The sequence below is a fragment of the Pectobacterium versatile genome (assembly GCF_020166435.1).
GTDB lineage: Bacteria > Pseudomonadota > Gammaproteobacteria > Enterobacterales > Enterobacteriaceae > Pectobacterium > Pectobacterium versatile.
Genome location: NZ_JAINZP010000023.1, coordinates 17783 through 36803 on the forward strand (window position 1 = coordinate 17783; position 19021 = coordinate 36803).

Genomic DNA, 19021 nt, shown 5'->3' on the forward strand with positions numbered 1-19021 from the left:
ATGCAGTCTATTGATTGGAACGAAATTTCACGCCGCGGGCTTTTAGTCCGCATAAATAACGAAATTATGCACCCCATCGGGCTTGCCATATTTCGTGATCCAGATAGTGGTGTTTCTGGAGGCGCATTAGTCGCTGATGATGGTGTTTGGCAATATGCGGAATCCGTACGCACATCCTTAGATAAGTTGGTTCTCAGCGAAATCAGTGATTTTTTTGCAGGTATCGGCCAGCCCGGCGCGCCAGAGACGCTCGGAGAAATGCAGGCCACATTAATGGCGCGTGTTGAATCAGTGATGCGCGATCATCAATGACCGTTACCCACCGGGGGCGCACCGCTCCCACCCCTCCACCACCTTTCCCCGGCAGCACCCGCGATGCGTTCGTGGGCGCGCATTCGTGGAACTCCCCCCGCCCGGCCATCGTGCCAGAAGAGAGACAGCTTACCCGTGAGGAATGGACTCAGGGGCAAGCCGTTTTATCGAAAATTAACCAGCAACCGCACTTCCTGCGCGAAATCTGCCTGAACCGTTACGCATACCTGAAAAAAAATAAAGGGATGCTGAGCGCTAATCGTTTTCTGACTGACAGCTTTATGCAGCGCATGTGGCCGCGTATTGAGGCGATCAATGCCCGGCATGCCATGAACCGCCACGCCTCCGAGCGTTTCCTGTCTGAATCTGACGCTTATCAAACGCTACCCGGCATGAATGACAAGGCGCTGGGGCGTCTGGCTGCGCGTATTTCCGGCCAGATATTTTCTGCGTATGAGGAAATGAGTGATGCCATGAAAGCGCAGCTCGGCGGCCAGCCGGACGCGCTCTTTACCGACGCGGCACAGGCCGATCTTTTCGGTCATGTTGCCAGAATGGCGCGTGCGTTCAATGTCACCCCGCTTTTCTGGAAGAAATACCTCAAAGGCACGCTGAATATACGCAAGGCAATAGCCAGCCTGCGCCGCCTTCTTAATGAAGAATGGTGGGTGCGACAGCTTAAAGCCCAGCGCACACGCTGGCGTGAAGCGCTGATGATTGCCGTCGGTCAGGTCAGTAAAAAAGCGTCACCTTATGCCAGCAAGATGGCGATCCGCGATGTACAGGCGCGTCGCCTCGCCAATATGGATTACCTGAAAAGCTGTGAGCTGGAGAACGTCGCAACCGGTGAACGCATCGACCTGATCGACAAAGTGATGGCAAGTATCTCTAACCCGGAAATCCGCCGTATGGAGCTGATGAGCACCATCGCCGGAGTGGAGCGTTACGCCAGCGAACAGCGAGACGTCGGGATGTTTATCACCATCACTACCCCGTCGAAATATCACCCGACTCGCGTGATCGGCAAGGGCGAAAAAGAGACAGTCCAGTTTAATCGGAGCTGGGACGGTGAAGCGTTTACTCCGAAAGACGGCCAGCGCTATCTGGTCAACATTTGGAGCAAGATGCGCACGGCATTTAAGGACAATGATCTGAAAGTATACGGAATGCGCGTTGTCGAGCCGCATCACGACGGGACGCCACACTGGCACATGATGCTGTTTTGCAAACGCGCGCATCGCCAACCTGTGATCGACATTATGCGCAGCTACGCCCTGAAAGAAGACGGCGACGAGCGCGGCGCGGCTAAGTACCGTTTTGAATGTAAACACCTCAATAAAGGCGGCGCGGCTGGCTATATCGCGAAATATATCAGTAAAAACATTGATGGCTACGCGCTGGACGGCCAACTGGACGACGAAACCGGAAAGCCACTGCGTGATGTGGCCGCCGCCGTCACTGCGTGGGCGTCAACGTGGCGCATCCCTCAATTTAAAGCCATCGGTATCCCTACGATGGGCGCTTACCGTGAATGCCGCAGTACCCCATTGCGTACCGTCAATCTCACTGACCAGTTCGATGAGCAAGTCGAAGCCGTTCGTTGTGCCGCCGATGCTGGCGACTTTGCCACATACATGACAGCGCAGGGCGGCGCGAATGTTTCCCGCGAACTGCAAACGGTGCGTGTTGCGCGCCGAGTGTCGGACATGCTCAACGAGTATGACGAAGAGGTGCAAAAGGTGGTCGGGATTTTCGCCCCGCACTTGGGCGTCGGTCATGTTTTTGAAACCCGGACAACCGAATGGCGCATCGTTTCTAAAGCCGTTGACCTTGAGCCTTTGACTTTAAAAAGCGCCTCCGGCGCGCCTCGGAGTCCTGTCAATAACTGTGGGTTGGGTTCTCAACGGTCGGGTGCAGATGTCAAAAAGCAGGCCGAAAACAGCGGCATAGCGACGACATTAGAAACCGATAACCCACCGATTGATTGGAGTGACGACGCGGCTGTGAGGGCGCTAGGAATGCGTCTGCGTGAGCAATCCGTCAGGAAAAACCATAAGCAACGCGACTTTAACCCCAATACCCTCCGCGATCCGTCACCGTCGGCCAGATTAACGGGCGAAGAACGGGAGCGGATACCTCGTATTCAGCGTGATTTATTCCAGCGCGGTATCACCGCTCAACGCTGGGAGCTGGAAGCGCTGGCGCGTGGGGCAAAAATGAAGATTGACGGTGAGCTTATTTCATACCCGGCGGCTGATGAATGGCCGGGGTTTAGTAATCAGATGGAGGTTTAACGATGTTAACTAACGAAAAATTGGAAGAAATTGGAGAATTGGCGGGAAAGGCTACATATAAACCGTTCGATTCGGAACATGAACGTAATCTGAGTGATGCTTGCGATAGTGAGATTATCGAAGAAATGGCGAAGGAAATTTTATCCCTCCGCGCCGTTCTGGATGGGTTACCACCAGAAGCCATCGCCGGAGGCTGGACAGCTAAAGGGATTCGCGCCCATGCAAAACGGCTTGAGTGTGAATTAGATGAGCTGAAAAAACAGCAGCCTGTCGCGTGGACTGATGAGCAGGAACTCCGCGACTTAGCGGCGCACAACTGTGCGTATTTGTACAAGATTGACCCTGATAACCCATACCACGACCCACGCCGCCAAATAATGCTTTATCGTGCGCCCGTTCCGTTAGCTGTAAGCCAGCCATTGGCTGATGGCGACGCAAAATTTGATACTGCTAAACTCATCAATAAATTCTACGAAAGATACCCGCTTAACATGTTCAAATGTGACGGTGATCGGGCTGAGTCGCTCGGATACTTTATGGCTGGCGCTGAATTACAGCATTTTGGTGATTTTATCGCTTTTGAGGATACAGACGATGATGCCTAAATCCCCCGCAGACCGTAAAGCCGCCCAGCGCGCACGTCAGCGAGATGCTGGCGTGGTGAAAGTCGAGATTCATGTTGATGCACAAGAGCTGGAAATGCTTAAGCGCAACTGTACCCTGCGTCGTCCGGGGCGCGATCCGTATGATATCGACGAGTACCTGACCACGTTAATTCGTCAAGATGCTGCTGCCCTGCAACAAAAAATAGCCGTTCTGAATAAGCGTAACTGCCAGAAATGCGGAGAGAAATTACCCGTCGCTAAGTGCTGCCTATCCGGTGCGTCTGAGTGTTGGAACACACAAGGCTGGCATGATTTAAAGTTAATTCTGTGACGTGCCACGGCGTGAAATGTTTAAGTGACATGTCACGCCGTATTAATCGCGCTGAACACATAACCAATCAGTCACCCGTAGCACACTAAGTGATTGACGAAAATTTCAATATGTAAAATACTGTATGCGCATACAGTAAAAATAAGGAAATGGCACCCCTTGGAAAACACGGAACACATACAAGCCGTTTTGTCGCGGGTTCAGTTAATCGCTGACATATCGTTAGTGGCTCAGTGCGATGTAGACGAATTAAAAACCGCGATGTCACTGATTGCGGATTTAGCGAACGGCACGATTGAAACCAGAGAATATCGGCAGATTACAGATAAGTCGGAACTGGTCGAATACCTGAAAAAACGATTAGAGAATGCCGTCTTTTAGCCATGCATGCATAACCCGCATGATTTTGCATGATGATCTACTGCCAATTTATCCCCGTTAACGCCACGGCTGGCGCGGATCGCGCTGGATCGTGCGAGTGCATGAAAAGCGACACACAAAGCGGGCAGGCGTGGCGGGGATAGCATTGCGCGCGAGCGCGAGAGGAAAAGTGTGCGTATCAAAAAAACATATACTCCATTTAGCTTAGTCTATCAAAATCCTGCTATAAATTTATCACCCGCTTTTGCTAATGTAGAATTCTGCTAGAATAGTGATCACATAGATGAATCCAGACTTAGACAAGGGAAATGGTATGTCTCAAATTAGCCAATATGAATTAGAAATACCAGATGATCAACAAGAAGATGAAGATGATTTAGATAGACAAATTTCATTTAAAGATTCTGTTGTTATGAACGCTGACTGGACTATCGAAACAGTAAATAGCCAAATAACTAAAGGGAATATCAATCTTCAACCAAGCTTTCAAAGACGAGGTGCTTGGGATGACACTCGAAAAAGCCGACTTTTAGAATCCATAATTGTTGGTATGCCTGTACCTAATATAGTATTAGCAGAGCAAAAAGAGCATCGTGGTCGTTTCATTGTAATCGATGGTAAGCAGCGATTGATCACAATAAATGACTTCTTGGGTGATAATTTTAAACTGAGAGGTTTAGATATAAGACCAGAATTGAATGGTCTAACCTATAGCCAACTACCAAGCGAAGACAGAGAATATTTAGATAATAGTACATTACGCTCAACTGTAATCAGAAGTTGGAAAGATGAGAATTTTTTGTATGCTATTTTCTATAGATTAAATAGCGGTAGTCTTCCTTTATCTCCACAGGAATTGCGAAAAGCCTTAATTGGTGGGAAACTTCTGGATGAGATTGAAAATTATCTTGCGAACAGCAATGCTTTCCACTCTTTGTTTGGTGAACGTCTTGATAAAAGAATGAGGGACTCTGAGTTAGTCTTAAGGTTTATCGCATATAATAATAATATTTCTGGATATCGGGGTAACTTTAAAGAGTTCCTAGATGAAACCGTTGAATATTACGAGAATAATTGGGATGAATTACAACAAGAAGTTATTGGTTCATTACAATCTTTGAATACAGCTTTAGAGGCATCTCGTAAAATATTTGGTGATAATGCCTTTAAAAAATGGCTAGGAAATAAATACGAAAGGGTTATTAACAGAGCGATATTTGACTGTATAGCTCGGTTCTTCTGCGATCCGACAATCGCTAGCTTGTCAGAACAGAAAACGATTGAAGTTGAAGAAGCTTTCAAAACGCTATGCACGGTGCAATCATTTAGAGATTCTGTAGAGAAAACTCCAAAAACCACAGGTGCTACTCACACCCGAATTGATATGTGGGGAAACGTTTTGGCACAGGTCATTGGTAAAAATTATGATGGTGTATTACGAAGGATTGTATAAATGCCTAAGGCCAGCGCACTATTTAATGAAATGACGAAGCGAGTCAAAAAGTTAAAGGGTAAGTATATGGCTCGCCAAATTAGAAATGAGTTGCTTAACCCATTAACCTACACGCATGACCCTCTAAACATGGCTGCTTATCGATTACTGGTTCACGCAGAGCTTGAAGAGTATATAGAGACAAAAGCACTTGAGGTTTTGAAAAAAATCCGATCCGATGTGCAGTTGAGTGGTTTTGGAACTAAATATCTTCAAAACCTACTTGCTATATCAAAACAAGTCGAAACTCCCCTGGCAATTAATTTACCTTATAATGAGGCGGATTTTAAAAATGTTGTTGAGTCTATTATTAAAAATGCTGAGGGAAAAATATCAAAAAACAACGGAATCCGTAAGGATTCGTTTATAAAAATGGCATTATTTTCCGGCTATGAACCAGCAGCCATTGATAATGTTTTATTAAATAGTGTTGACAGCTACGGAAAACGAAGAGGTGCTGTAGCACATAAAGGCCCGAGACACATCACTAACTTTTCCTCACCTTCCGCAGAAGTTAATGATGCTGAAAGTATAATTAGCATGTTAAGGTTGCATTATTATGGTTTCTAGATTAAAGCCATCGTAGATGGCTTTTTCATGTCATTTTAAAGCATACACTTTAAATTTAATGATATCGTCATTTAACCAATCATTAATTTCCTTCATTCGTTCCTGTAGTGGCGTCAGCTCGTTCCTGACAAACACCTGACTCGCCTTTTCCACATCCCCAAACCCGCCCGTATTATTCGGGATAATCCCCATCATCTGCGGCGGTACGCGATGGGCACTGAGCAGGTCGTCACGGCTGGCATTTTTGATGTTAAAGAAGTCGTCTTTGGTCGCTACCTCGCTGAGCGGCACAATCTTGATGCCGTCCGGCTTACCGTTGGGCGCGTAGAAAAACAGGTTCTTAAAATTCCCCAGCCCCTTTGTATTACTCATCGCGGCGCGTAGTTTGTCTACGTCGGTGCCGCTTTGTGCTGCGTCGGTCACATACATGATGTAACCCGCGTGTGCGCCGTTCTGGTAATACTTACGCCGGAACAGCGTCGCCGACTCATTCAGCCACGCCGAGTTCAACGAGCTGATATATTCCGGCAGGCCGTACATTTCCTGATTGATATCCGGCTCCAGCAGATGGAACACGCTACCCGGCTCAAAGCGGTGCGGCTCTTTGAATGACTGCACGAACCAGTAAACATCCTCCTCTACGCCGCGCCGGGTATATTTGGCCGGACTAGACTCAAGCCGTAATAAGCCCCCTACCCGATTCAGGCGCTTTTCCAGAAACGCATTCCCAAACACCAGATAGTCGAGCACGAAGCGGCTAAAGTCCTGCTGACTTAGTAGCGGGTGAGGAATAAACGTGCTTACCAGAATGTTACGTTTCACGTAAATCGGTGAGCTGTGATGAACGGCAGCGCGCAGGCTTTTAGCCAGACCGCTAAAGCTGATCGGCGGCTCAATCCACTTGCCGTTATGGATACACTCGGCATAGTCCAAAATGTCGCGGCGATCCAGAACGGCGGACGGCTCACCAAAAGTAAACGCCTCCATTGGCTGTGCCTGGCTGACGGGTGCTGATGTTGGCTGGCGATATTTACGCTTTTTCATTCGTTAAAATCCAAAATGCTGATCGGGACATGACCGTTAATCGCGATCAGGGGTTCATTTAACAGCGCGTGCATGGTTGCCCATGCCACATCAGCGTGGCTGATTTCCTCGCTGCGGCTGGCTTCATAGGTGGTACGGTTCCCGCTGGCCGTCATGGTTTTGCGTATGGCCATAAACGATTGAGTGATGTCGGTGTGGCTGGTGTCGTACTCCAGCCGCCCGCTAGTGATCGTGTCTTTTGCTTTCAGCACCATCGCGGTTTTGATTTCGGGGGAGTATTTGATTTCACGCGCTGCGGGGAAGAAACCGCGTACCAGTTGGTACACGCCCTGACCGATGCCGGTTGCATCAATGCCGATGTATTCGACGATGTATTTTTCCGTCAGCAACTTGATAGCGTCAGCCTGTGCGGCAAAATCCATCCCCTTCCACTGGAAGCGCTCCAGAATACGGAACTTACCGCCCGGTGCCTGCGGCGGTGCCAGCACCACACAGCCTGCGCTGTCACCTGTGTGCGACGGGTCGTAACCAATCCAGACAGGTTTATAGGCAAACGGGCGCAGCGCGTAGGGGTTAAAGTCCTCCCACTCTTCCAGCGCATCGACCATGCAGCGCTGTAATTCCTCAAACGGGAACACCGACGCCTTATCATCAACAAACTCGCACATCAGCAGGTTTTGATACTCTGCCGGGCTGTATTCCAGCGTGAGTTGGTCAAGGTCGAACAGGTTGCAGCCCCCGGCTAGCGCATCTTCTACCGTCACAATCTGTCGCCACTGCCCATCACCGCACAGCACGCCGCCGGAAAGGTTGGCATGGCTTAAATCCAGATGGAGGTGATCGGCCTTGTTGCTGCGTCCCTTGTTGAACAGCTCGCCCGACCAGAACGGATAAGCACTGTGCGCCAGACTTGACGGCGTGGAGAAATACGTGGAGCGCCACTTTTTGTGCAACGACATGCCGCTGGCGACTTTGCGCAGTTCCTGAAACTTGGGTATCCAGAAATATTCATCCAGATACAGATTTCCGGTGTAGCTCTGCGCGGTGCGGATGTTGGTGCCGAGGAAGAACAGGCGCGCCCCGTTGGGCAGCACCATCGGATCGCCTTTCAGGTCAACATCAACCAGCCGGGCAAAATCAATGATGTAGTTTTTAAAGACGTGCGCCTGTGCCTTACTTGCTGACAGGAAAATCTGATTACGCCCGGTGGTCAGCGCATCAATCAGCGCCTCCCGCGCAAAATAGAACGTTGCCCCAATCTGGCGCGATTTCAGGATATTGCGGATACGGTGCTGTAGCCCGGCCTGATGCCAGCCGCGCTGGTATTCGAAAATCTCACTCAGGAAAATGTCGTTCAGCTTCTCGATAGCCGCATCGCTGAACGCGTTCTTTTCCGGTGCCTTGCGTTCACCCTTGTTGCGGTTGCGCACGTTGGGATTGAGATCGGCCTCGTTGCCCGTCTGGCTGTAGCGGTTCACCCGCGCCAGCCGCTCAATCTGACGGCCTAACAGGTCAATCTCTTTGTAGTCATGCCCCTCCTTTTTCGTCTTCATGATGAGCTGGATCAGCCGTGCCTCAAGGCTAGCTTCCACACGCGATACCGGGGCGATAGCGTCCCAGCCGTCGCGCTGCTTCCAGCTCTGAACGGTCGGCGTTTTCTGGTTCAGCATTTCCCCAATCTGACGCACCGAAAAACCCTGCCAATAGAGCAAGGCCGCCTGTCGTCGTGGGTCGCTGATGATTGTGGTATCGATGGCTGTATTCATGACGGCAAGGCTACGTCAGCGCCGACCTTCCCCGCCTTAAGTGCCTGTTGTGCCAGCGGTTAGCGAACCGTGATTGATGGCGCGGCAAAGTGTCACGCCGGATACTCGCCCCGACTTCCCGCAAACAACGGATGAGAAAATGGCAAAGAAAGTTTCTAAGTGGTTCCGCGTTGGTGTCGAGGGTGACACCTGCGACGGTCGCGTGATTGACGCGAACGATATTCAAGACATGGCGGAGACGTTCGATCCGCGCGTCTATGGTTGCCGCATCAACCTTGAGCACCTGAAAGGCTTGTTACCTGACAGCCCGTTTCGCCGTTATGGCGATGTAGTCGAGCTGAAAGCCGAGACGATTGATGATGATTCAGCCCTAAAGGGCAAGCTGGCGCTGTTTGCCAAAATCACCCCGACTGACGAGCTGGTCGCCCTGAATAAGGCCTCGCAAAAGGTCTATACCTCCATGGAAATCCAGCCCAATTTTGCCAACACAGGCAAAGCGTATCTGGTTGGCCTGGCGGTCACCGATGATCCGGCCAGCCTCGGCACGGAAATGTTGGAGTTCAGCGCCAAAGCCAAACACAACCCGCTTGCTACCCGTAAATCTTCCCCGGAAAACCTATTTTCTGTCGCTACCGAAGTGACACTGGAGTTTGAAGACCTACCGGACGTGGAGCCGACTCTGTTAACCCGCGTGAAAGCGCTGTTTGGTCGCAAACAGTCGAGCGATGACGCCCGCTTTAATGACGTGCATGAAGCCGTGGCCGAGGTCGCCGGACAGGTACAGACCAACGCCGACAGCGTGGAGCAACGTTTTACCCAGCTTGAGCAGCGCCAGCAGCAGGACGTTGCCACGCTGACGCAGAAACTGAGCGCCAGTGAGCAGCAGTTAACCGACCTCAAAGCGACGCTGGACGGCACCGAAAGCCTGTCGCAGAAGCGACGCCCCCCGGCGACAGGTGGCGACGGTGAAGCCTCATTGCTGACCAACTGCTAATCGGGGCGCTGCCCCTCAATACCTTTTTTCAGAAAGAACAGGAAAAACAATGCGTAAAGAAACACGTTTTAAATTTAATGCCTACCTGACCCAGCTTGCCAGCATCAACGGCGTTGAGGTGGAAACGCTGAGCAAGAAATTCAGCGTTGAGCCATCCGTCACGCAGTCACTGATGGAAGTGGTGCAGGAATCCAGCGACTTCCTGACCCGTATCAACATCGTGCCCGTTGCCGAGCTGACCGGGGAAAAAATCGGCCTCGGCGTATCCGGGTCGGTTGCCAGCACAACGGATACGTCAAACGGCGACGAGCGCGAAACCGCCGATTTGCTGAATCTGGAAGCGCGGCAGTACAAGTGCGAACAGATGAATTTTGATTTTCATATCCGTTACAACACCCTTGACCTGTGGGCGCGTTTTCAGGATTTCCAGTTGCGTTTACGCAACGCCATCGCCAAACGTCAGTCGCTGGATTACATCATGGCCGGATGGCACGGCGTGAAACGTGCGGCGACCTCTGACCGAGCTAAAAATCCGCTGTTGCAGGATGTGGCGGTGGGCTGGCTGCAAAAATACCGCAACGAGTCACCCCGCCGCGTGATGGATAAAGAAACGGCAGAGGACGGCACTGTGATTTTCGAAAAAATCCGCGTCGGGCTGGGTGAGGCAGCGGCTTACGTCACTCTGGATGCGCTGGTGATGGATGCGACCAACAGCATGATTGACGAATGGCATCAGGAAGACCCTGACTTGGTAGTGATTTGTGGCCGTCAGTTGCTGGCTGATAAATATTTTCCCATCGTCAACCAACAGCAGCCCAACAGCGAAACGCTGGCCGCTGATGTCATCATCAGCCAGAAGCGCATCGGCAACCTGCCCGCGGTGCGTGTGCCGTACTTCCCGGCTAATGCGCTGCTGATCACTCGTCTGGATAACCTGTCTATCTACTACATGGACGACAGCCACCGCCGCCACATCGAAGAGAACGCCAAGCGTGACCGCATCGAAAATTACGAATCCATTAAACAGGATTACGTCGTAGAAGATTACGGCAGCGGTTGTTTGATTGAAAATATCGAGTTGGGTGATTTCCGCACTGATGAGGAAAAAGCCAAAGACGCGAAAGCCAAAGCGGGAGCCTAAGCCATGTTAAGCCCCGCCCAGCGTCACATGATGCGGGTGTCGGCTGCTGAGGCGTCGCAGCGGGAGGATGATCCGCTGCGACAGGCCACCGGATACGAGCAAATGCTGTTCCGGCTTGCGGCTGACAAACGCACGTTAAAACAGGTGCGCTCAATGGAGCGTAAAGCCGAGATGAAAAGCGGGTTGTTGCCCACGTATGCACCGTGGGTGGCGGGCGTCCTCGCTAACGGTCGCGGCGCACAGGACGCGGTATTGATGACGGTCATGGTGTGGAAGCTCGACGCCGGAGATGTCCCCGGTGCGCTGGAGATTGCCCGATATGCGCTCCAGCACAAGCTGGTGATGCCGGAGGGCTACACCCGCCCGACGCCGTACCTGTTGGCCGAGGAAGTCGCCGACGCCGCGACCCGTGCGCATACCGCCGGGCAAGCGGTCAACATTGACCTGCTGATCGACACGCTGACACTGACCGATGCGGAAGACATGCCCGATCAGGTGCGCGCCAAGCTGCACAAAATCATCGGCCTGATATTGCGCAGCGGCAAGCCGGAGCAAGCCCTGTTTCACCTGAAACGCGCCTTTCAGCTTGATAGCCGAAGCGGTGTGAAAAAAGACATAGAGCGGCTGGAAACCGCGCTGCGCAAAGCAGCGGCCAACCGTTAACCCAACGCGCCCCGCGCCGGGCGGCACACAGGCCGGAACAGTTCACTGTTTTCTGTGCCTGTGTCCACCGCCCACCTATTCAGAGGTTGTCATGACGACAATGATTTTCCCCGCGAAAGCGGAGCCACACCCGGATGCGGTGGTTATCCCTGTGCCTGTAAAACAGGATGCGGTCATCGAAAATACCTTTTTCTGGCCTGCCGTGGAGCCGGGAACGCTGCGCACGCTGATGCGTCTTGAGAACACCGTTACGCCGGAACGCCTGCGCCATGCGGCATTAACCGCAATTTCAGAGGTTAACGCTGAGCTGTTCGAGTTCCGCCGGGAGCAGATCCCGTTAGGGTTTACCACGCTGGCAGATGTTCCCGCCGAGAAGATAGACGGCCAGAGCGAAAAGCTACATCACTACCTGCGTGCGGTCAGTGCCATTACCACGGCGACGCTGTACGAGCGCTACCGGAGCTATGACGCCAGCGCCAAAGGCGACCGCAAAGCCGACTCGCTCGACGGCACGATTGATGAACTGTGGCGCGATGCGCGCTGGTCAATCAGTCAGTTGCAGGACAAGCCCCGCTGCATCATCGGGCATATCTGATGAACGTTATCGCCCAGCAGGGCGACACGCTGGACGCCCTGTGTTATCGCCACTACGGGCGCACGCAGGGTGCCGTTGAGGCAGTGTTAGCCGCTAATCCGGGGCTGGCTGAATTCGGGGCGATTCTGCCCCACGGCACCGCCGTCACCCTGCCGGATATTGCTGCCGCCCCTGTCGCAGAAACGGTGAGTTTATGGGATTGAATATGGAAAGAATCACGTCGTTTATCGCGTACTGGATAAGCGTCGCGCTGGCCTTTTTTGGCGCGATGACGCCGCAGGATTTCGCGGCCTATTTCGGGGCGCTGGGGGTGGTGTTCACTGTCGGCGTTAACTGGTACTACCGCCGCAAGAGTTACCAGCTATTGAAGACTATCGATCCCCGCGAGGTTATCAATGAAATCACTCGTTAAACGCTGCGTTATCGCCACGGTGTTAGCGCTGGCCGCGTTAGTGCCGGATTTTTCATTGCTGAAAACGTCACAGGAAGGACTGGCGTTGATTGCTGACCTTGAGGGATGCCGCTTAAGCCCGTATCAGTGCAGCGCGAACGTGTGGACAAACGGGATCGGACACACCGCAGGCGTGGTGCCGGGGAAAACCATCACCGAGCGTGAAGCGGCGGTCAATCTGGTTGCCGATGTGCTACGGGTCGAAAAGGCGCTGGCACGCTGTATGGCCGTTAATATGCCGCAGGCCGTCTATGACGCCATTGTGAGCTTTGCCTTTAATGTCGGCGTTGGCGCGGCCTGCCGCTCTACGCTGGCGTTTTTCATCAACAAAGGCCAGTGGAGCAACGCCTGTGACCAGTTGCTGCGCTGGGTGTATGTCAACGGCCAGACATCACGCGGTATTGAAATCCGTCGCCAGCGTGAACGTGCCGTCTGCCTTAAGGGGGCAGCATGAGCACGTTTACCCGCGTAATCCTTGTTGTTGCCGCGTTGTTCATCGTGCTGCTGTTCGTGACTAAGCGGCAACTGTCTGACGCGGAAAAACTGATTAGCGAACAGAGCGAAAGACTGGTCAAACAGTCGCTTGAACTGCTGGTCAGGGATGGGGTGATCGACACATTGCAGTCCAGCGCGATACGCAACGAACAGGCACAGGCGGAACTCCGCACCAAACTGTCACAGGCCGGGCAACTGGCCGCCGGGCGCGAACGTACACTAACGAGGTTGCTTAATGAAAACGCCGATTTACGCCGCTGGTACAGCGCTAATTTGCCTGACGATGTTAAGCGGCTGCACCGCCGCCCCGCCTTTGACAACCCCAATGATTATTTACGTTGGCTGTCCGAAAGTAACGAGTTGCCCGATACCGGGCAGCCGCCCGGAAACCAACGGTGATGTAAGCGCGGATAACCGCCAACTGGAAAGCGCACTAGTGAGCTGTGCGCTACAGGTCGAAACCATCAAACACTGTCAGGAACAACACCATGCTGAAACCCAACAGCCTGCGCAGCGCCTTAAGTGACGCGGTGCCGGTACTGAAAAATAACCCGGACATGCTGCACATCTTTATCGACAGCGGCGCGGTGGTGTCTACGCTGGCCGCGTCGCTGTCGTTTGAGAACCAGTACACGCTGAATCTGGTCATCACGGATTTTACCGACGATATCGACTGGCTACTGGTGCCGATTCAGGCATGGCTACGGGAAAATCAGCCCGATATCGCCAATGATCCTAAGGGGTTTACCTATCTTGCTGACATTAACAATGATGGTAGCTGTGATATCAGCATCAGCCTGAAACTGACTGAGCGGGTGATCGTCAAAGAGGTAGACAAGGCATTGCACGTGACCCATGCACCAGAGCCGCCGTTACCTGTTCCCGTAGAACGTCCGGTGTCGTTGTACATCAGCGGTGAGTTAGTGAGTCAGTGGCATGAATGAGCTGAAACCGTTTGACGACAAACTGGCCGCGTTGCTAGCCAGCCTGTCGGCAGCGAGTCGTCGGCAACTCGCCGGGAAAATTGCAAAAGTGCTGCGCAGTAGTCAGCAGCAGCACATCAAAAAACAGCAATCACCAGACGGAACGCCCTATGCCCCGCGCCGCACGCAGTCAATTAGCGGGAAAACAGGGCGAGTTAAACGCGAGATGTTCCAGAAGCTGCGCACCGCTAAATACATGAAGGCCAAAGGCACCGCCGACGCGGCCAGCGTGGGGTTTATTGGTCGGGTGCAGCGCATGGCGCAGGTGCATCATTATGGCCTGCGAGATCGACCCAGTCGTACCAGCCGCGCAGTGCCATACGACCCCCGGCCACTGCTGGGAGTTAGTGACCACGACATGAATATCGTAGAACAGGAGATAATTAAGCATTTGTCGTTGTCTGACTGACCAGCGAACCGCATCACATTGCCGCCATTCTCCCCCGGCGGCATTCTTTTCCTCATGAATACACAATCCTCTATCAACGAAATTCTGCGCCTCTTGCGCAATCTGATCCGTGTCGGCGTCGTGACCCACGTCAACACCACGGACGCCCTTTGCCGGGTGCAAACCGGAGAAATGACCACAGGCTGGTTGAACTGGTTAACCCGCCGTGCCGGACGTTCCCGCGACTGGTGGGCACCGTCCATCGGTGAACAGGTGTTGATCCTGTCCATCGGCGGCGAACTGGACACCGCCTTTGTGCTGCCCGGCATCTATTCCGATGCCAACCCCGCGCCGTCGGCGTCTGCCGATGCGTATCACGTCAGCTTTCCCGATGGTGCGGTGATTGAGTACGAACCCGCTACCGGAGCGCTGACCGTCAGCGGGATTAAAACCGCCGATGTCACCGCATCTGAATCCCTCACCGCCACCGTGCCACTGGTCACGGTGAAAGCGTCAACCCGCATCACACTCGACACGCCGGAAGTCGTCTGCACTAACAAGCTGATTACTGGAACGCTGGAAGTAAAACAAGGCGGGGAAATGCGCGGCACTATCCAGCACAGTGGCGGCGCGTTTACCTCAAACGGCGTGCAAGTGGATGAACACAATCACGGCAACGTACAGAACGGCGGTGGCTGGACGGAGGGGACGCGATGACAGCGCGCTACCTCGGCATGAGCCGTGACAGCGGCCAGACGCTCGGCGATATCGAACACATTCGCCAGAGCGTGCGCGACATTCTCATCACGCCCGTCGGGTCGCGGGTGATGCGACGTGATTACGGGTCGCTGCTGTCGGCGTTAATCGACCAGCCGCAAAATCCCGCCGTGAAATTGCAGGTGATGGCCGCGTGTTACATGGCGCTGCTGCGCTGGGAGCCACGCATCACGCTGACGGCCATCAACCTGACCAGCGCATTCGACGGTCAGTTGTACGTTGATATCACGGGCGTGCTGGCTGACAGCAACGCCGTTTCCCTTTCTGTTCCTGTGAGTTGACACGATGGCGATGATTGATTTAAGCCAGCTTCCCGCGCCTGCCGTGGTGGAAGAACTGGACTACGAGGCAATTTACACCGAGCGCAAGGCGGTGCTGCTGTCGCTCTACCCGGAAGACCAGCGCGCCGCCGTCGCTCGCACACTGACGCTGGAATCGGATCCACTCGTCAAGCTGTTGCAGGAAAACGCCTATCGGGAATTGCTATGGCGCCAGCGCGTCAATGAAGCCGCACGCGCCGTGATGGTGGCCTTTGCGCAGGGGAATGACCTCGACCAACTCGGCGCCAATTTCAGCGTGTCCCGTCTGGTGATCACCCCGGCTGACGATTCAACGTTACCGCCCACGCCTGCCCTGATGGAATCCGACAGCGATTTGCGCCTGCGCATTCAACAGGCGTTTGAAGGACTGAGCGTTGCCGGGTCGGTTGGGGCTTACCAGTACCACGGACGTAGCGCCGACGGGCGTGTAGCGGATGTGTCGGTTATCAGCCCCAGCCCGGCCAGTGTCACCGTGTCAGTGCTGTCACGCGAGGGCGACGGCAGCGCAAGCCCAGAGTTGGTCGCTATTGTTGCCGCTGCACTGAACGGCGAAGATGTGCGCCCGGTGGCTGATCGGGTAACGGTACAATCTGCCGCCATTGTGCCGTATGAGATTGCCGCCACGCTGTACCTGTATCGGAGTCCCGAAGCGGAGCCAGTGCGAGCCGCAGCTGAACAGAAGCTGAAAACCTATATCAGCGCGCAGCACCGATTGGGGCGGGATATTCGTCGCTCGGCGATTTACGCTGCGCTGCACGTCGAGGGCGTGCAACGGGTCGAGCTGACGACACCCGCCGCTGATATCGTGCTGACCGCCGCGCAGGCGTCCTACTGTTCCGGCTATCGACTGGGTGTGGGTGGTGCCGATGAGTGATACCCGCCTGCTGCCTGTCGGATCGTCCGCGCTGGAAGTCGCCGCCGCCACTGCCTGTGCCGAGATTACCCGCGTACCCGTTCCCCTGCGCCTGCTGTGGAACCCGGACACCTGCCCGGCACACCTGCTGCCGTATCTAGCGTGGGCGTTTTCCGTTGACCGCTGGGATGAACGCTGGCCGGAGAGCGTGAAACGGCAGGTGATCCGCGATGCGTTCTTTATCCATCGTCACAAAGGCACCATCGGTGCGTTGCGTCGCGTGGTGGAGCCGTTTGGTTATCTGATCCGTATCAGTGAATGGTTTCAGAACGGCGGAGAGCCTGGCACGTTCCGACTGGATATCGGCGTGCAGGATAACGGCATCACAGAGGAAACCTTTTACGAGCTGGAACGCCTGATTGCCGACGCCAAACCCGCGTCACGTCACCTGCTGGGGCTGAATATCAACCTCGACACACAGGGTGCGGCCTATGTTGCCGCTACAACATACAGCGGTGATGACCTGACCATTTACCCCTATTTTCCTGAAACCATTACTGTATCCGGTCTGGATGTGACCGGGGCAGCACTTCATTTAATCGACAACGTGAGCGTAACCGCATGAGTGCAACCTATTTTGCCCTGTTAACTAACATCGGCGCGGCCAAACTGGCTAACGCGACCGCGCTGGGTAGTCGTCTGAGCATCACCCGGATGGCCGTGGGTGACGGCGGCGGCGTATTGCCAACCCCAAACCCGGCACAAACCAAACTGATTAACGAAAAGCGCCGGGCGGCACTCAACAACCTGATCATCGACCCGAAAAACCCCAGCCAGATTATCGCCGAACAGGTCATTCCCGAAAATGAAGGAGGTTGGTGGGTGCGGGAAGTCGGCCTGTTTGATGACGACGGCAATCTGATTGCTGTCGCCAATTGCCCTGAAACCTACAAGCCGCTATTGCAGCAGGGAAGCGGCCGCATTCAGACGGTCCGCATGATTTTGATTGTCAGCAGTACCGACGCCGTGACGCTGAAAATTGATCCGGCTGTCGTGCTGGCAACGCGGGGTTATGTGGATGATGCACTGGCGGAGCATGAAAAGAGCCGCAAACACCCTGACGGGACACTGACGGCAAAAGGATTCGTGCAACTGAGCAGCGCGACGAACAGCGACAGTGACGTACTGGCCGCAACCCCTAAAGCGGTGAAAGCAGCGAATGATAACGCCAATGGGCGCGTACCGTCTGGCCGCAGGGTGAACGGTAAGGCGCTGACAGCAGACATTACGCTGGGTGCCGGGGATGTGGGGGCATACACCAAGCTGGAAACTGATACGGCTGTTTCTGTCGCCGTAGCTGCCGCGAACACGGCCGCTACGGCAGCGGCTAACGCCAACACGAACGCTAATGGCCGCGTGCCGTCCGGGCGTACCGTCAACGGTAAAGCGCTGTCGGCAGATATCGCGCTGGGTGCCGGGGATGTGGGGGCATACACCAAAGTAGAAACTGACACCCGAGTCGCGGCAGCAACCACCGCCGCGAATAATGCCGCTACGGCAGCGACCAATGCTAACACGAACGCTAATGGCCGGGTGCCGTCTGGCCGTACCGTTAACGGCAAAGCGCTGTCGGCGGATATCGCGCTGGGTGCCGGGGATGTGGGGGCATACACCAAAGCCGAAACTGACACCCGTGTCGCGGCAGCAACCACCGCCGCGAATAATGCCGCTACGGCAGCGACCAATGCTAACACGAACGCTAATGGCCGGGTGCCGTCTGGCCGTACTGTCAACGGTAAAGCGCTGTCGGCAGATATCGTGCTCACTGCTGGTGACGTTGGTGCGCTGACTGCGGGTGGCACTGCGGCTGCGGCTACTAAGCTGGCTACAGCCCGCAAAATCAACGGCGTGGCATTTGACGGTTCGGCAGATATTAGCGTTGATTCTGACTGGTCACAGATTAAAAACGTTCCCGCGGCATCATATGACGTCGCGGGTGTGGTGTTGTTGAGCTCGTCAATTAACACTAATAGCAGAACTATTGCTGCGACAGCGCAGCAACTTTTTACGGCTCACTCGATTGCAATTAACGCGCAGACAAAAGCGAATGCAGCGTTGCCAGCGGATGGAACTGCGGCGGCGGCGACTAAATTGGCAACCCCCAGAAAAATTAATGGCGTAGCATTTGATGGTACATCGGACATTGATCTAAATGGGTCACGAGTATGGATTTCGGGTGAGTACACGCCTGCAACCAGCACGCCAATCGTAGTGTCTCACGGATTGGTCGGTATTAATCCTCTGCACTGTCGTTGCGATGTGTTGATTAAATGTGTCGTCGCAGAAGGCGAATACCGCGTCGGTGAGTTCGCGATTAATCCCATGACACTTTTCATGCAACAAGGTGTCGCCCATCCCTATTCGTTGTTGCCAGCATTGAATGCAGGCACTGTGCAGTTGAACATCATGCACTATCTAGCTGCGTCATTTAAAACCAGCACGATAGGCAATCAGCAACTGAATATGGCTAATTGGCGTTGTATTCTTCGTATTTTTTATTAGGAGT

The 19021-nt window shown here is 53.8% G+C and carries 25 protein-coding genes; 23 read left to right on the forward strand and 2 right to left on the reverse strand.

Annotation, left to right across the window (positions count from 1 at the left end; all coding sequences use genetic code 11):
• The 7 genes from K7X24_RS18630 to K7X24_RS18660 all read left to right on the forward strand — a co-directional run bounded on the left by K7X24_RS18630 (position 1) and on the right by K7X24_RS18660 (position 5985).
• Positions 1–312, forward strand: a complete 312-nt coding sequence (locus K7X24_RS18630; protein ID WP_161546595.1) for a hypothetical protein — start codon at positions 1–3, stop codon at positions 310–312.
• Positions 309–2606 carry a replication endonuclease gene (locus K7X24_RS18635; RefSeq protein WP_224557025.1) on the forward strand — a complete coding sequence of 766 codons (2298 nt, stop codon included), beginning with the start codon at positions 309–311 and terminating at the stop codon, positions 2604–2606. Before K7X24_RS18630 ends, K7X24_RS18635 begins: the two co-directional genes overlap by 4 nt.
• A gap of 2 nt (positions 2607–2608) precedes the next feature.
• Positions 2609–3211, forward strand: coding sequence for a hypothetical protein (locus K7X24_RS18640; RefSeq protein WP_224557027.1), 603 nt, complete (start codon positions 2609–2611; stop codon positions 3209–3211).
• A complete protein-coding gene (locus K7X24_RS18645) occupies positions 3204–3542 on the forward strand; it encodes a hypothetical protein (RefSeq protein ID WP_224557329.1) in 339 nt (112 codons plus the stop codon). The genes K7X24_RS18640 and K7X24_RS18645 overlap by 8 nt, the downstream gene beginning before the upstream one ends.
• 159 nt (positions 3543–3701) lie before the next feature.
• Complete coding sequence (locus tag K7X24_RS18650; RefSeq protein WP_224557030.1) at positions 3702–3923, forward strand: hypothetical protein; 222 nt, start codon at positions 3702–3704, stop codon at positions 3921–3923.
• 313 nt (positions 3924–4236) lie between these two features.
• Positions 4237–5376 carry a DUF262 domain-containing protein gene (locus tag K7X24_RS18655; RefSeq protein ID WP_224557033.1) on the forward strand — a complete coding sequence of 380 codons (1140 nt, stop codon included), beginning with the start codon at positions 4237–4239 and terminating at the stop codon, positions 5374–5376.
• Positions 5377–5985, forward strand: coding sequence for a HEPN domain-containing protein (locus K7X24_RS18660; RefSeq protein ID WP_224557036.1), 609 nt, complete (start codon positions 5377–5379; stop codon positions 5983–5985).
• 30 nt (positions 5986–6015) lie between these two features.
• Here the strand turns inward: K7X24_RS18660 and K7X24_RS18665 are convergent, their stop codons facing one another.
• Together K7X24_RS18665 and K7X24_RS18670 are read right to left on the reverse strand one after the other, a co-directional pair.
• Positions 6016–7029 carry a phage portal protein gene (locus K7X24_RS18665; protein ID WP_224557052.1) on the reverse strand — a complete coding sequence of 338 codons (1014 nt, stop codon included), beginning with the start codon at positions 7027–7029 and terminating at the stop codon, positions 6016–6018.
• Positions 7026–8795 (reverse strand): terminase ATPase subunit family protein, encoded by a 1770-nt coding sequence (locus K7X24_RS18670; RefSeq protein WP_224557055.1) that lies wholly within the window; start codon positions 8793–8795, stop codon positions 7026–7028. The genes K7X24_RS18665 and K7X24_RS18670 overlap by 4 nt, the downstream gene beginning before the upstream one ends.
• 139 nt (positions 8796–8934) lie before the next feature.
• Here K7X24_RS18670 and K7X24_RS18675 point away from each other — a divergent pair, with 139 nt between their 5' ends.
• The 16 genes from K7X24_RS18675 to K7X24_RS18750 all read left to right on the forward strand — a co-directional run bounded on the left by K7X24_RS18675 (position 8935) and on the right by K7X24_RS18750 (position 19017).
• Positions 8935–9789: a GPO family capsid scaffolding protein gene (locus K7X24_RS18675; protein WP_224557345.1), complete on the forward strand. Its 855-nt coding sequence runs from the start codon at positions 8935–8937 to the stop codon at positions 9787–9789.
• A 49-nt stretch (positions 9790–9838) separates the two neighbouring features.
• Positions 9839–10930: a phage major capsid protein, P2 family gene (locus K7X24_RS18680; RefSeq protein WP_224557077.1), complete on the forward strand. Its 1092-nt coding sequence runs from the start codon at positions 9839–9841 to the stop codon at positions 10928–10930.
• A gap of 3 nt (positions 10931–10933) precedes the next feature.
• On the forward strand, positions 10934–11593 hold the full coding sequence (locus K7X24_RS18685) for a terminase endonuclease subunit (protein ID WP_224557080.1): 660 nt from the start codon (positions 10934–10936) through the stop codon (positions 11591–11593).
• Between the two features lie 91 nt (positions 11594–11684).
• On the forward strand, positions 11685–12188 hold the full coding sequence (locus K7X24_RS18690) for a head completion/stabilization protein (RefSeq protein WP_224557083.1): 504 nt from the start codon (positions 11685–11687) through the stop codon (positions 12186–12188).
• Complete coding sequence (locus tag K7X24_RS18695; protein ID WP_005967821.1) at positions 12188–12391, forward strand: tail protein X; 204 nt, start codon at positions 12188–12190, stop codon at positions 12389–12391. The genes K7X24_RS18690 and K7X24_RS18695 overlap by 1 nt, the downstream gene beginning before the upstream one ends.
• On the forward strand, positions 12382–12600 hold the full coding sequence (locus K7X24_RS18700; RefSeq protein WP_103184669.1) for an HP1 family phage holin: 219 nt from the start codon (positions 12382–12384) through the stop codon (positions 12598–12600). The genes K7X24_RS18695 and K7X24_RS18700 overlap by 10 nt, the downstream gene beginning before the upstream one ends.
• Positions 12584–13093 carry a lysozyme gene (locus tag K7X24_RS18705; RefSeq protein WP_224557086.1) on the forward strand — a complete coding sequence of 170 codons (510 nt, stop codon included), beginning with the start codon at positions 12584–12586 and terminating at the stop codon, positions 13091–13093. The genes K7X24_RS18700 and K7X24_RS18705 overlap by 17 nt, the downstream gene beginning before the upstream one ends.
• A complete protein-coding gene (lysB, locus tag K7X24_RS18710; protein ID WP_224557121.1) occupies positions 13090–13533 on the forward strand; it encodes an Rz-like lysis system protein LysB in 444 nt (147 codons plus the stop codon). Before K7X24_RS18705 ends, lysB begins: the two co-directional genes overlap by 4 nt.
• Entirely contained in the window at positions 13418–13660 is a 243-nt protein-coding gene (lysC, locus tag K7X24_RS18715; protein ID WP_224557139.1) for an Rz1-like lysis system protein LysC, read from the forward strand. The genes lysB and lysC overlap by 116 nt, the downstream gene beginning before the upstream one ends.
• Complete coding sequence (locus tag K7X24_RS18720; protein ID WP_224557142.1) at positions 13623–14078, forward strand: phage tail protein; 456 nt, start codon at positions 13623–13625, stop codon at positions 14076–14078. Before lysC ends, K7X24_RS18720 begins: the two co-directional genes overlap by 38 nt.
• Entirely contained in the window at positions 14071–14526 is a 456-nt protein-coding gene (locus tag K7X24_RS18725; RefSeq protein ID WP_224557160.1) for a phage virion morphogenesis protein, read from the forward strand. The genes K7X24_RS18720 and K7X24_RS18725 overlap by 8 nt, the downstream gene beginning before the upstream one ends.
• Before the next feature lie 54 nt (positions 14527–14580).
• Entirely contained in the window at positions 14581–15222 is a 642-nt protein-coding gene (locus K7X24_RS18730; RefSeq protein WP_224557163.1) for a phage baseplate assembly protein V, read from the forward strand.
• Positions 15219–15563, forward strand: coding sequence for a GPW/gp25 family protein (locus K7X24_RS18735; protein ID WP_224557167.1), 345 nt, complete (start codon positions 15219–15221; stop codon positions 15561–15563). Before K7X24_RS18730 ends, K7X24_RS18735 begins: the two co-directional genes overlap by 4 nt.
• A gap of 4 nt (positions 15564–15567) precedes the next feature.
• Positions 15568–16476, forward strand: a complete 909-nt coding sequence (locus K7X24_RS18740; RefSeq protein WP_224557169.1) for a baseplate assembly protein — start codon at positions 15568–15570, stop codon at positions 16474–16476.
• On the forward strand, positions 16469–17080 hold the full coding sequence (locus tag K7X24_RS18745; protein ID WP_224557171.1) for a phage tail protein I: 612 nt from the start codon (positions 16469–16471) through the stop codon (positions 17078–17080). The genes K7X24_RS18740 and K7X24_RS18745 overlap by 8 nt, the downstream gene beginning before the upstream one ends.
• Entirely contained in the window at positions 17077–19017 is a 1941-nt protein-coding gene (locus K7X24_RS18750; RefSeq protein ID WP_224557174.1) for a phage tail protein, read from the forward strand. Before K7X24_RS18745 ends, K7X24_RS18750 begins: the two co-directional genes overlap by 4 nt.
• The last annotated feature ends 4 nt before the right edge of the window (positions 19018–19021 follow it).